This window comes from Levilinea saccharolytica (genome assembly GCF_001306035.1).
Taxonomy (GTDB): Bacteria; Chloroflexota; Anaerolineae; order Anaerolineales; family Anaerolineaceae; genus Levilinea; species Levilinea saccharolytica.
In genome coordinates, this window is record NZ_LGCM01000065.1 from 144,488 (window position 1) to 157,309 (window position 12,822).

Here is a 12,822-nt window from a genome sequence, read left to right on the forward strand (position 1 = left end):
GACAGACATGCGCATTCAGCTGACTCAGGCGGTGACTCTGGATGAGAGCGGCCAACGGCTGCGCCCGATCGAAATGCGCATTGTGGATGGGGTCATCGACAGCCTCAGCGAGCGCCCTCTACCCCGTGAAGAGGGCTGGCAGGTGTACGAACTGGGCGGCGGGCTGGTGCTGCCGGGTCTGGTGGACGCGCACACCCACCTGTACCAAAGCCTGGGTACCGGGCTGTACGACGGCCTGGGGGTCAACGCCTGGCTGGAGGCTCTCATTCACGGATATACGCTGAGCGAAGATGAAGCGTATGATGCTACGCTGTTGGGGTGCGTGGAGGCCATCCGCTCCGGAACCACCTGCGTCAGCGAGATGACCGAGCTGGCTTTCGCGGACGCGGCCGCCCAGGCGATTTTGGACAGCGGCCTGCGCGCCTCGCTGGCGGTGATGGTGGGGGATCAGGCCGAGGGCAATAATCCCCCGGACATGAACACCCATCAGGCTCTGGCGGCCACGCGCAGCTTCTTTGAGCGCTGGAACGGCGCGGGCTGGGGGCGGCTGAAGGTGCTCATGGGGCCGGTGGGGCTGGCTGCCTGCACGTTGGACCTGGTGCGGGGCATGCGCGCCCTGGCCGAGGAGCTGCACACCCAAATTGTGACCCACTGCGCCGAGGGTCCCACCGAAACCGAAGCGGTTCGTGCGCGCTACGGGGCCAGTGAGGTGGAGATGCTGGAGCGCTGCGGCCTGCTGGGGCCGGACTGCGCCCTGGTGCACGCCGTGTGGCTGAGCGAACGGGATCTTCAGATCATCGCCAACCACACCGGCCGGGTGGTGCACTGCCCTTCGACCAATCTAAAAATCGCAGACGGGATTGCCCCGGCGGCGGCCCTGCTGAAAAAAGGTATCCCCGTGGCCCTGGGCTGCGATGGGGCCGCCAGCAGCGGAACCTATGATCTATTAAAAGAAGCGCGCCTGGCCTCTCTGCTGGCCAAGGGCAGCGGCATGGATGCAGCCGCCCTGCCCGCCGAACAGGTGCTGCACATGCTGACCGATTACGGGGCCGAGGCCAGCGGCTGGTCAGGCAAGGTGGGGCGCCTGGCGGTGGGCTACCGCGCCGACCTGACCGTGCTGCGCTACCCCCAGGCGCACCTGCTGGGCGAACGCGGCCTGCTCTCGCGCCTGATTCACAATACGGCGGCGGGGGATGTGGCGGCGGTGTTTGTGGACGGCAGCCCGCTGCTGTGGGATGGGCACATGGTCAGCGTGGACGAAGAAGCCCTGGTGCAGCGCGCGGCGGGGCGCTTGCGGCGGCGCGATTTTGGCCCAGGGGCGTACCCACAAAAAGGCCAGCCTCCTCAGGCTGCCCCGCAGGAATGGGCCTATTTCTCGCGGCGAACCTCCAAAAACGATTAAGTCCTTGAATGGGTGTGGGGGAGGCTTGAGTTTGAAATAAAAATTGATAAAATAGATGTACTTTATTAGATATAGAAACAGGAGAAGCCATGAGCCAGACCTTCCACTGCCCCAACTGCGGCGCGCCGCTGGATTTGCCGGATAACGCCGGCACCACCGTGCGCTGCGGTTTCTGCACCTCCTCGGTGATCGTTCCGGCGGATCTGCGGCGTCAGGCGCTGCGCGAGCCGACGATGAGCGCCAACCAGGCCATGACGGATTTGCCAGACCTGGCCGAGGCCATGCGCGAGGCAGTGCGGTTGGTGAAGAACGGCCAAAAGGTGGCGGCCGTGAAGCTGCTTCAGGATCGCTTCCACTTCACCTTACAGCAGGCCAGCACCGCGGTGGAGCAGATTGAGCGCGGGCAGGTGGTGCAGGTGGGGTTCGAAAGCCCGATAGAGATGCCTGTGAAGGTGGACATGAGCGGCCTGGGGCAGGCGGTCAAAACCGCGGCCAAGGTGACCGGCGGAATCAGCTGCTTGGTGAGCCTGTTGGTGGTGGGTTTCCTGGTGGTGCTGGGAGGCATTTTGTATTTTTCCTTGAGCGCCGGCAGCTCCAGCACGGCGGGCTTGCAGCCGCAGGAGCTTTTTGAAACGGCGGCCCCACAGCTCAGCCTGAGCACCCCCACGCCCGCAGGCCCGCAGGCCAGTCTGTCTTTTGGCGAGGAGGGCATCGCTCCGGGGCTGCTGGACGACCCGCGCAGTGTGGGCGTGGACGGCGAGGGGAATATTGTGGTGGCCAACTACTCGGACGGGCGCGTGCAGCGCTTTGACTCTGACGGCAATTTCTTGAACCTGTGGGATATGGGCGATAAGACCCCCTTGGGGGCGCTGGCGGCGGCCCGCGACGGCGAGGTGTTTGTGGCCTACGGCAGCGGTATTCACCGCTTTGAAGGCGCCACCGGCAAACCCCTGGGGCTGCTGCCCAACCCCGGCAACCGCTTTTATGACGATGTGCAGGTGACGGCCGACGGCGGACTGGTGGTGTTGGCCGACAGTGAGACCCTCCTGCGCATGGACCGCGAGGGGCAGGTGCTGTGGACGGTGGAAGACGCGGTCAGCAGCATCAGCGGGGATTCGGAGCTGGCCGCGGGCCTGGCGGTGGACGGGCTGGGCAACATCTACGTGCTGGGGCGCTTTAACAACGCCGTGTTCAAATTTTCGCCGGAGGGCAAATTTATCAACCGCTTCGGCGGGGAGGGGGAAGAACCGGGGCAGTTCCGCGCGCCCTACGCCCTGGCTGTGGACGGACAGGGGCAGGTGTACGTGACCGACATCAAGGGCATTCAGATTTTTGACGGCAACGGGCGCTATCTGCGCATGCTGGATGTAGAGGGGGTGGCGATGGGCCTCAGCTTCACTCCAGATGGGGCTCTGGTGGTGGTCACCAATACCCCGCGCGTGCTGCGTTACGACCAGCCCTAGGGAGAAGCAAAGCCGCGGCCATTTTTAAGCGCGCCGCAAACGGACAATCTGTATAATCACCTTAACCGCCCCCGACCGGATGCCGGGGGCGTTGAGTTGTTTTGAGGCTGTGTTTGGCAAGCGCTGGATCAGGAGAGAATCGAATGCAAATGGCTGAGGCGCGCGCGCTGTTTCCGGTGACGGAACAGGCGGTCTACTTAAACAATGCGGCTGAATCTCCGCTCAATTTGCGGGTGCGGCAGCGGCTGGAAGAATATCTGACGACGGCCAGTGCGGCCCCGCAAGACAAACCCTCGCCGCGCTCCGCGGTGCGCAAGGCCCTGGCGGGGCTGTTTGGCGGGGCGCCCAGGGATTACGCCCTGGTGACCAGCACCGGCGTGGGGGTGGGCACGGCCGCCGCGGGGTACGACTGGCGGCCGGGGGACAACATGGTGGTGCCCGCCGATGAGCATTGGAACAATACCTTCCCCTGGCTGGCCCTGCGCGAGCGCGGGGTGGATGTGCGTCTGGCGCCGGTGGACGAAGATCAGCGCGTGGACCCGCAAAAGGTGGCGGCCCTGGTGGACGACCGCACGCGCATTCTGGCGATGGCGGCGGTGCGTTTTAACACCGGTTTCCGTGCTGATTTAAAGCTCTACAGCCAGATGGCACACGCTCACGGGGCGCTGTTTTTGGTGGACGGCATTCAAGGCGCGGGGGTTTTCCCTATTCGCGTGGAAGAGATGGGTATTGATTTGCTCTGCGCGGCGGGCTTCAAATGGCTGTTGGGTATGCCGGGCACGGGCTTTTTATACGCCAACGCCCGCGCTCTGGAGCGCATTCGCCCGGTGATCCCCGGTATGTTCGCCGCTGAGGACGACACCCGCGCGCTGCGCTACTTCCCGGATGCGCGCCGCTATGAGACCGGCACGATTGCCTATTCGCTGTTTCACGCCTGGACGGCCGGGCTGGAGCTGCTGCAGGCCGTGGGGGTGGAGGCTATTCACGCGCGTGTGCTGGAGTTGACCGACCGCCTGATCGCCGGGCTGCGGGCGCGGCGCATCACCATCGCTTCGCCGGTGGAGCGGGTGGAGGAGCGTTCGGCCATCCTTTCTATCACGCTGGGGTCGCAGGAGGCCAACCAGAGTCTCTATGAGCGCCTGCTGGCCCAGAAGATCCTGGTGGCCATGCGCGACGGGCGCATCCGCGTCAGCCCCAATTTCTTTAATAATGAAACGGACGTGGACCGCTTTTTAGACGCGCTGTAAACGAGGGCGTTGGTTGGGTTGGGGCACGGCAAGGGGGGGCACGGCAAGGGGGGGCACGGCAAGGGGGGGCACGGCGAGGCCGCTGCGGGCTGTGATTTAGGTGGAAACCGCCGTGCCCGTACGGGGGCGTTGGCTGGGTTGGGGCACGGCAAGGGGGGCACGGCGAGGCCGCTGCGGGCTGTGATTTGGGTGGAAACCGCCGTGCCCAATGGGCTGGGGGGGGCACGGCGAGACCGTTGCGGGCTGTGATTTAGGTGGAAACCGCCGTGCCCCTACGGGGGCGTTGGCTGGGGGGCACGGCGAGGCCGTTGCGGGCTGTGATTTAGGTGGAAACCGCCGTGCCCGTACGGGGGCGTTGGCTGGGTTGGGGCACGTATTCGGGGAAATGGGCTTCCATCACGATTAAATCAGCAGGTTCGGGCTGAAAGCCGTGACGAAGGAGGGCGGCCTGCACGGCGCTGGCGGAGGCAGGCAGGGTGCAGATCAGGGTCGGCACGCTGCGTTGGTAGGCTTGCTGCAAGGCAAAGATCAGGCAGCCGTCCAGGTCGCCGCTCAGCAGACCCAAATGCAGAGCCTGTTGGGGCATGAACCGCGCCCCCAGGATGCAGAAATCCCCGCTGTCGGCGTTTTGGAAGGCCCAACCCTGCTGCACCGCCAGCTCAGCCAGGGCGGACGTGAGGGGGTAGAAGGTGCGGTTCAGCACCAAAAACGGCCCCCAGGCGGCGCGTTGGGCCGCCAGGATGGGCGCAACGCTGGCGGGGGTCCCCAGAGGGTGCCAGCCGCTGGCGGCCAGCGCCGGCGCCTCGGATGGGCAGGGCCGCCGGTAACCGCGCAGGGTTTCGGCCAGGGTAAAGCCGAAACGCTCGGCCAGCCCGCGGCTGGTGTGGTTTTCCACGCCGGTGTACATGCGCAGGGTGGTGACGCCCTGGGCGCGGGCGGTATCTAAGAAGCGCTGGTAAAAGAGTTTGCCTATCCCCTGGCCCTGACAGGCAGGGATGACGCGCAGGGTTTCCAGCCAGGCCGAGCCGTCGGGCAGGCGCGTGAACTTGCCGCAGCCCACCAGACGGCCGCTTTCGTCCTCGGCCACGCTCAGCTCGCCGCCAGGGTCGCGCAGGAACTGCTCAAAGACGTAGGGCAGATAGGTCAGCGAGGGGGTTGAAAGCTTTTCCACTTCCTGGAGGGCGGGCAGATCGTTGGCTTGGGCAGGGCGCAGGTGAAAAGGCATGGCGGAGGCCTCGTGCAGGGGGATGGATGAGGGAACACCTTCAGTATACCGGAGAGGCGGCGGTTTACGCCAGACCCTTGACAGCGCAAATCCGTGGGTTTATTATATGCATATGCACGTATATGCAATTGCATTTATCAAGGAGGCGCGTATGTCTCTGGAATACGCTGTACTGGGCTTCTTAAATTACCAACCCTTCAGCGGCTACGACCTAAAAAAGATGTTCGACAGCTCCGTGCAGCATTTCTGGGTGGCGGATTTGAGCCAGATTTACCGCACGCTGGGCAAGCTCTCTGAAAAGGGCTGGGCCAGTGTGGAGGTGGTGGAGCAAAGCGAGCGCCCCGACCGCAAGCTGTACCGCATCACCCCCCAGGGACAGGCAGCGCTGCGGGAATGGCTGGCGGGGCCTTTCCCCACGGCGGCGCCGCACAGCGGACCGCTGGTGCAGGTGTTCTTCTCCGGCCAAATGCCCGATGCGGTGGTGCAGGCCAAGTTTGCGGCGGCGGCAGACCTGTTTCGCGGGATGCTGGAACGTTACCAGCAGGTTCCCCAGCAGGTCCAGCCTTATGTTCATCAGGTGGATTCACCGCGCGAAACCTATTTTTGGATGAAAACCCTGGAATTGGGTATGTTGACCATGCAGGCGCAGCTCCTGTGGGCGGAACAGGTGCTGCGCGACCTGGAACAAGGAGCTGTTCCGCCGCTCGACCCCCCTCAGGAAGGTGAAGCATGAAACGAACCGTTTCCAAACGTCAGGCCGTTCGCCAGGCGCTGCTGCTGGTGTCTTTGCTGCTGTTCCCCATCACTCTGTATTATTTTTCCCCCGCGCTGATTTTACAGGGCGGTTCCGAGGGGATCGTAACCGGCAGTGCCATTTCCTTTGCGCTCATGTTCCTGGCTTCGCTGCTGGTGGGCCGCCTGTGGTGCGGCTGGGCCTGCCCTGGGGGGGCGCTGGGCGAGGTGTGCACGGCGGTGAACCCGCGGGCGGTGAGGGGCCGCCGCCTGGATTGGATCAAATGGGCCATCTGGCTGCCGTGGATCAGCCTGCTGGCGTTCCTGGTGATCCGCGCGGGCGGCTACCAGCGCGTGGACCCGCTGTATATGACCGCGGGCGGCGTGTCGGTGGTGGACGCCCAGGGCTACATCGTGTATTACGGCGTGGTGGGCCTGTTCTTTATCCTCTCGGTGGCGGTGGGGCGCCGGGCGGGCTGCCACACTTTTTGCTGGATGGCCCCTTTCATGATTTTGGGCCGCAAACTGCGCAATGTCTTCGCCTGGCCGTCCTTGCGGCTGCAATCTGACCCGCAGCGCTGTTCTGACTGTATGACCTGCACGCAGAACTGCGCCATGAGCCTGGACGTGAACGCTATGGTCAAGGCAGGGGCGATGGAGCACAGCGAGTGTATTTTGTGCGGCAAATGCGTGGACGGCTGCCCTTCGAAGGCCATCCAATACGTTTTTCGCGCGGGCAAGTGAAGCTCACCCGGCGCGGCGGGCAAAAAGGGATACAATTAACCTGCGGCTGCCCTGCGCGGCCAATTCCCCCTGCCGGATGGTGAAGGATGACCAAATACAGCTTCTTTAACGATTACTCAGAAGGCGCCCACCCTGATTTGCTGGCCGTGTTGGCGCGCACCAACCTGGATCAGGAAGACGGCTACGGCAAAGACAGCCTATGCCAGCAGGCAGAAGCCCTGATTCGCGAAAAGCTGGGCAGCCCGCAGGCGGCGGTACATTTTGTCTCCGGCGGCACGCAGGCCAACCAGATTGTGTTGGCGGCCCTGCTGCGCCCGTATGAATCGGTCATCGCCGCGGTGACGGCCCATATCGCCGTGCATGAATCGGGGGCGATTGAGGCCACGGGGCATAAGATCAACACCGTGCCTTCGCAGGACGGCAAGCTGCGCCCTGAACAGGTGCAGGCGGTGGTGGACGAGCATACCGATGAGCACATGGTCAAGCCGCGGGTGGTGTTCATCTCCAATTCCACCGAGGTGGGCACGATTTACCGCCGCGATGAGCTGCTGGCCCTGGCGCAGGTGTGCCGTGCCAACGGTTTGTATCTGTATCTGGATGGGGCGCGTTTGGGCTGCGGTCTGATGAGCGCGGAGTCGGATGTGCAGTTTTCCGACCTGTGCACCGCGTTGGATGCATTTTACATCGGCGGCACCAAGAACGGGGCGCTGATCGGCGAGGCCATCATCCTACAGAACCCGCAGCTTCAGGCTGGTTTTCGCCATCACCTCAAGCAGCGCGGGGCGCTGCTGGCCAAAGGGCGGTTGATCGGCAGCCAGTTTCTGGGGTTGTTTGAGCGGGATCTGTACTTTCAGTTGGCACGCAGGGCCAACGCCGCGGCGGGGCGGCTGGCGGCGGGGATTAAAGCGGCGGGCTACCCCTTCTTGACCCATTCCACCACCAACCAGATCTTCCCCATCCTGCCGGATGCGCTGATTGAGCGGCTGCAGGCCCTCTACGGCTTTTACGTGTGGGCCAGGGTGCGGCCTGGCTTTTCGGCTGTGCGTCTGGTGACCTCGTGGGCCACGCCGGATGAAAAGGTGGATGAATTTTTGGAGGATTTACGGCGGTTGGGGGCTTAAGCGATTTCTCCCTCAAGGTAGAGATTGCTTCACCCTCTCTCGAACTATTTGAACCGCGAAGGCGCCAAGGACGCCAAGCAGGGCTGGGAAGATGCCCCGTATCATCTTGAAGTGCTCTATCGACCACACCCCGTTGGGGCGAGCCTCCGCATGTCATCGCGACCACCGAAAACAGGTGGCCTGCCCTCGTTCTTGGGGGCTGCGGTGATTTCTCTCTCAAGGTAGAGATTGCTCGCAATGCATTGGCTGGGGGCTTAGGCACTCCGCTTTTTGAACAAATAAAGCGCGAGGCGCTCCATACGGGGCGCCTTGCGTTGGTTTTATTCCGCGTCCAGCACGACCGAGCCGGTCATGCCCCAGCGCAGGTCGGGGGGCGTCTCGATAAAGCGCAGGACGACCTTATAGACGGCGTCGCCGCCGGCCTTGGTGGCCCGCGGGGCGATGCGCACCACCTCAGCGGGGAAATCTTCAGCGAAGGCCTCCAGCCGCACCGAGGCGGTTTGGCCCACCTTCACCCGCGGGATGTCGCGCTCGCTCAGGTCGGTGGTTTCCACCTGCCATGTATCGAGACTGGCCAGGGTGAGGATGGTCTGGCCGGGGTTCACCGCCTGTCCGGCGGTGGCGTTGACCGAGGCGACCAGCCCGTTGAAGGGGGCCACCAGCACGGCGCGGTCGTAGGCCGATTGGGCGCTCGCCAGGCGGCTTTGGGCTTCGGCCACAGCGGCGCTCAGGCGGGCGTGTTCCACCGGATCCAGGCCGTTTTCGCTCTTGAGCTGCTCATAACGGCTGGTGCTGATCTTGAGGGCGGCCTCTGCCACGGCCAGCTCGGCGTCGGATTCGGCGATTTCCTGGGGGGTGTAATTCAGGCAGTAGAGGTAGTTGGCCTGGGCGGTGTCAAACTGGTTTTGGGCCGACTGCAGGGCTTCGAGGGCCGAAAGCGAGCCGTCGTTGTCGTCGCGGGCCTTTTCCAGGCGGTCTTTGGCGTCTTCAAAGCGCTCCGAATACAGGTCAATGGTCTCGTCGTTGCAGCGCCGGAAACCGGAGCGTTTTTGCTTCTTGGCGGCGTCGTCATAGCGCTTTTGATCCTGCACCATGCGCAGTTGGGCCTCGGCCAGGGTCAGGGGCGCGTTAGCCACCAACTCGTCCAGAGCGTGTTGGGCGCTTTGCAGGCTTTGCTGACTGGCTTCCAGCGTGATCTTGAGCTGTTCCAGGTTTTGCTGGCGAGCCAAAAGGTCGCCTTCGCGCACGGTGTCGCCTTCGGCAAAGTAAACGGCGTCCACAAAGCCGGCGGCAGCAAAGCCCAGGTCTACGCTTTGGGCGGGGACGATCTCTGCCGTGGCGATGATGCCGTCCCCGCGGGCAGGGGCGGGAGACTCCGGCGCGCCGGAGGTGGCGTTGACCGCCAGGGTGGGAATGGCGGCGGGGGTGGGGTTGGGGCTGCAGCTGGCCAGCAGTGCAGCCGCGATCAGAAGAAAGGAAAGTTTGCGCAGCATGGGAAGTGTCCTATGAAGGCTCAAACGGTGGGAATGGCGCTGTGATTGTCGTCAATGCGCCCGTCGCGCAGCTGTACCACGCGCGTGGCGTAGGATACCACCCGCGGATCGTGGGTGGCAAACAGGAAGGTCACGCCGGTTTCCTGATTCAGGCGGCGCATGATCTCCATGACCTGTTTGCCGTTCTCAGTGTCCAGGTTGGCGGTGGGCTCATCCGCCAGCACCATCAGGGGGCGCACAGACAGGGCGCGGGCCACGGCCACGCGCTGCTGTTCGCCGCCGGAGAGCTGATCGGGGCGGTGGTTGGCACGTTCCGAAAGGCCCACTGCGTCCAGCAGCTCCAGCACGCGCGCCTTGCGCGCCGCCGTGCCTTCGCCGTTGAGCAGCAGGGGCAGTTCCACGTTTTCGTAAGCGGTCAGGCCGGGGATGAGGGCGAAGAACTGAAAGACAAAGCCGATGGTGCCCTTGCGCAGATCAGCGCGCTGGTCGGCGTTCAGGCGGCTGACATCCTGGCCTTTGATGCGCAGGGCGCCGCTGGTGGGCTGATCCAGGCAGCCGATAATTTGCAGCAGGGTGGTTTTGCCGGAGCCCGAAGGCCCCACCAGGGCGGTGAATTCGCCTTCGTTAAAGCTGGCGGTCACGCCGCGCAGCGCATGGGTTTCCTGCGTGCCGATTTTATAGGTTTTGGTGATTTGTTCCACTTCGATTGCAGACATATCGCTCCTCCGCGAGGATGATGATGGATGAGGGAATTATTTGCCGTGCAGGGACTGCACCGGCTGCAGACGGGCCGCAAACGAGGCCGGGTACACAGCGACCAACAAGATCATGATCAGCGCCGTCAGGCTCAGCTGCATGGTTTTCAGGGCTGAGAACTGGGTGTAAAGGACCTTGCCGTAGGTGATCATGTTGGAAGCTTTGACTTCCATGATGTCTTGGCCAAAACTGATGCCGACCTGAGAGTAGTAGTACACAATCAGCCCGCCGAAGAGCACCCCCAGGGCCACCCCCACCACGGCTAACATTCCGGCTTCCAGCAGGAACATGCCCAGGATCTGACGGCTTTTCATGCCCAGCGCGGACAAAATGCCCATCTCGCGGGTGCGCTCGAAGACCGACATGAGCAGGGTGTTGGCGATGACCACCGCCACCATGCCCAACACGATGAAGTACAGCAATTGGATGAAGGCCGCGCTGGCGTTAACCGAATCCATCAGAATGGAATTGAGCTGCTTCCAGGTGAGCACTTGCAGGCCGGGAGCGGCAAAGGCCGCCGCGTAGCTTTCGGCCTGGGTGCGGTCGTTCAGCAGAATGCGGATGGCGCTGGCGCGCGTACCGGCAGCGGTGAAGGTTTGGGCCTTCTCCAGCGGCATGTAAATGGTACTGTCGTCATATTGGGCCACGCCCGTATCGAACAGGCCGCGGATGGTGAAGGCCGCCTGATCCGTTTCGCGGTTGGCGGTGTTGGTGACCAGGGTGATGTTTTGTCCCACGCTCAGCCCCAGGCTTTTGGCCAGGCTTTCTCCCACCAGCACGCCGCCGCGGTCGTCGGCGGCGAACATTTCGCCGCTGGTGAGGGCCTGGCGGATGGGGTCGTAGATGGGCGAGCGCGGGTCAATGCCGTTGATCTGCACGCCTACCGATTCGCTGCCCGAGAGCAGCATGCCGCTGGCCCACAGAACCGGCGTGACGGCTTGCACGCCCTGAATAGCTTCAATTTGCCCGGTCAGATCCTGAGGGTTTTCGATCAGGTCTTTCCAATCCAGGCTGATTTTATCCGCGTCATAAGATTGAGCGCGGATTTGCAGGTCGCTGGTCTGCAAGTGGATGCTCATATCCAGCGAACCGGCGAAGACGCCGTCGTAAAAACTGCCGGTGAAGAGCAGCAGGCTGACGCCGATGACGATGGCCAGCAGGGTCAGCAGCGAGCGGCGGCGGTTGCGGACGAGATCCCGAAAGGCGATTTTCCAAATTTTAAACATAGATGGCTCCTTTGGGCCGCAGCCTACACGTAATGCAGCGCTTCGGCGGGCTGGCTGTTGGCGGCCTGCCAGGCGGGGTACAGCGACGCCAGGGCGGAGATGAAAATGACGGTGATGAAGCGCGAGACCAACGGCCCGGCTTCCAACACGGGGTACAGGTACGTGCCCAGCAGCCCCATCATCTCGCTGGCTTCTGCCGCCATGCTGAGATCGAAGCCGATGGAGCCGGCGATGGTCACCACCACCGCGCCCAGCACGGCTCCCACCACGCCGCCCAGCACGCCGATGAGCGTGCCTTCCATCAGGAAGAGCAGCAGAATCTGGCGGCGTTTGAGGCCGATGGCCGAGAGCAGGCCGATTTCACGCGTGCGCTCGAAGACAGCCATGAGCATCAGGTTGAGGATGCCGATTCCGGCGATACCCAGCACGATGAAGCCAAAAATGCCCATGATCTTATCGCCCAACGCATAGGCGTTGAGCAGGGCCGGGTTCAGGTCTTTCCAGGAATCCACCTCTACCCCACTCAGACTGCTGCGCAGGGCGCTGACGGTGGGCTCTTCATTGCCGACGCTGTTCAGGGCGACGACAATTTCGGTGACCTGCCCGGGGAGATCGTAGAGGGATTGGGCCTCGGCCAGGGACATGTACACGTTGCGCTTTTCGGTTTCGGGCGAGCCGATGCGGTAAATGCCGACCACGGTCATGGTGCGGGTGCGCATTTGTTCGTGCGGGGCACGCCCCACCAGGCTGATGCGGTCGTTCAGGCCGATGTTCAGGCGTTCGGCCAGGGTGTAGCCGATGAGGATCGCATCCTGATCTTCGGCGGTCAGATAGCGTCCCTCGATGATGTGATCGGCGATCAGGCTGAGGGGGGCTTCTTTTTCGGGTTCGATGCCGCTGATGGCCACGGGCAGCGAGGCATCGCGGCTGGTGGCAAACCCACCCGTTTGGATACGGCTGGAGGCGCCGGTCACTTCGGGGCGGGCCAGAGCGGCTTGCAGTACCTGGTCAGGGTTGGGGATGGGCAGCAGCGGGGAGCGGCCGGCTTTTTCACCATATCCCTGGGCGTGCACTTGAATGTTGCCGCCCAGGACCTTGATGAGATTGCCGTAAATGGCCACGCGCGACCCGCTCATGACGCCGTCCATGAAGACCAGAAAGAAGAGACCCAGCGAAATGGCTGCCAGGGCGATGACGGTGCGCCGCCAGTTGCGCCAGACGTTGCGCCAGGTGATTTTGAGAAATTTTGTCATGGAAGAACCTCGATCAAAAAACGGATAGATGCGGTAAGCTCGTCTGGGGCTGCCAGACGGCGCCGGAAGGGTAAGGTCAGGCACGCCGCGGTGGGGGATGGCTCCACACCTCATCTAATTGGGAATCAAAAGGCTTGCCGCGCCATAAAAGGGCGAGGGC

Annotated in this window: 11 protein-coding genes; 6 read left to right on the plus strand and 5 right to left on the minus strand. The window is 63.3% G+C overall.

Annotated features, from left to right (window positions below; all coding sequences use genetic code 11):
• The first annotated feature begins 7 nt into the window (after nucleotides 1-7).
• The 3 genes from ADN01_RS17885 (at nucleotide 8) to ADN01_RS17895 (ending at nucleotide 4,112) form a co-directional block, all read left to right on the plus strand.
• Nucleotides 8-1,402: an amidohydrolase family protein gene (locus ADN01_RS17885; RefSeq protein ID WP_062417090.1), complete on the plus strand. Its 1,395-nt coding sequence runs from the start codon at nucleotides 8-10 to the stop codon at nucleotides 1,400-1,402.
• 89 nt (nucleotides 1,403-1,491) lie between these two features.
• Nucleotides 1,492-2,865: a PQQ-binding-like beta-propeller repeat protein gene (locus ADN01_RS17890; protein ID WP_062417091.1), complete on the plus strand. Its 1,374-nt coding sequence runs from the start codon at nucleotides 1,492-1,494 to the stop codon at nucleotides 2,863-2,865.
• A 143-nt stretch (nucleotides 2,866-3,008) separates the two neighbouring features.
• Complete coding sequence (locus ADN01_RS17895) at nucleotides 3,009-4,112, plus strand: aminotransferase class V-fold PLP-dependent enzyme (protein ID WP_062417092.1); 1,104 nt, start codon at nucleotides 3,009-3,011, stop codon at nucleotides 4,110-4,112.
• A 322-nt stretch (nucleotides 4,113-4,434) separates the two neighbouring features.
• Here ADN01_RS17895 and ADN01_RS17900 read toward each other — a convergent pair whose 3' ends face one another.
• The gene (locus tag ADN01_RS17900; RefSeq protein WP_062417094.1) at nucleotides 4,435-5,337 is read right to left on the minus strand and encodes a GNAT family N-acetyltransferase; all 903 of its coding nucleotides are present in this window, start codon (nucleotides 5,335-5,337) and stop codon (nucleotides 4,435-4,437) included.
• A 151-nt stretch (nucleotides 5,338-5,488) separates the two neighbouring features.
• Between ADN01_RS17900 and ADN01_RS17905 the strand changes: the two genes are divergently transcribed.
• The 3 genes from ADN01_RS17905 (at nucleotide 5,489) to ADN01_RS17915 (ending at nucleotide 7,934) form a co-directional block, all read left to right on the plus strand.
• The gene (locus ADN01_RS17905; RefSeq protein WP_062417095.1) at nucleotides 5,489-6,070 is read left to right on the plus strand and encodes a PadR family transcriptional regulator; all 582 of its coding nucleotides are present in this window, start codon (nucleotides 5,489-5,491) and stop codon (nucleotides 6,068-6,070) included.
• Nucleotides 6,067-6,813 (plus strand): 4Fe-4S binding protein, encoded by a 747-nt coding sequence (locus ADN01_RS17910; RefSeq protein WP_062417096.1) that lies wholly within the window; start codon nucleotides 6,067-6,069, stop codon nucleotides 6,811-6,813. Before ADN01_RS17905 ends, ADN01_RS17910 begins: the two co-directional genes overlap by 4 nt.
• 86 nt (nucleotides 6,814-6,899) lie before the next feature.
• Complete coding sequence (locus ADN01_RS17915) at nucleotides 6,900-7,934, plus strand: threonine aldolase family protein (protein ID WP_062417097.1); 1,035 nt, start codon at nucleotides 6,900-6,902, stop codon at nucleotides 7,932-7,934.
• A gap of 320 nt (nucleotides 7,935-8,254) precedes the next feature.
• Here ADN01_RS17915 and ADN01_RS17920 read toward each other — a convergent pair whose 3' ends face one another.
• The 4 genes from ADN01_RS17920 to ADN01_RS17935 are packed head-to-tail and all read right to left on the minus strand — an operon-like array spanning nucleotide 8,255 to nucleotide 12,662.
• The gene (locus ADN01_RS17920; RefSeq protein WP_075071331.1) at nucleotides 8,255-9,427 is read right to left on the minus strand and encodes an HlyD family secretion protein; all 1,173 of its coding nucleotides are present in this window, start codon (nucleotides 9,425-9,427) and stop codon (nucleotides 8,255-8,257) included.
• Between the two features lie 20 nt (nucleotides 9,428-9,447).
• Nucleotides 9,448-10,143, minus strand: a complete 696-nt coding sequence (locus ADN01_RS17925; protein WP_062417099.1) for an ABC transporter ATP-binding protein — start codon at nucleotides 10,141-10,143, stop codon at nucleotides 9,448-9,450.
• Nucleotides 10,144-10,179: 36 nt separating this feature from the next.
• Nucleotides 10,180-11,409, minus strand: coding sequence for an ABC transporter permease (locus ADN01_RS17930; RefSeq protein ID WP_062417100.1), 1,230 nt, complete (start codon nucleotides 11,407-11,409; stop codon nucleotides 10,180-10,182).
• A 23-nt stretch (nucleotides 11,410-11,432) separates the two neighbouring features.
• The gene (locus ADN01_RS17935) at nucleotides 11,433-12,662 is read right to left on the minus strand and encodes an ABC transporter permease (protein ID WP_062417101.1); all 1,230 of its coding nucleotides are present in this window, start codon (nucleotides 12,660-12,662) and stop codon (nucleotides 11,433-11,435) included.
• Between the last annotated feature and the right edge of the window lie 160 nt (nucleotides 12,663-12,822).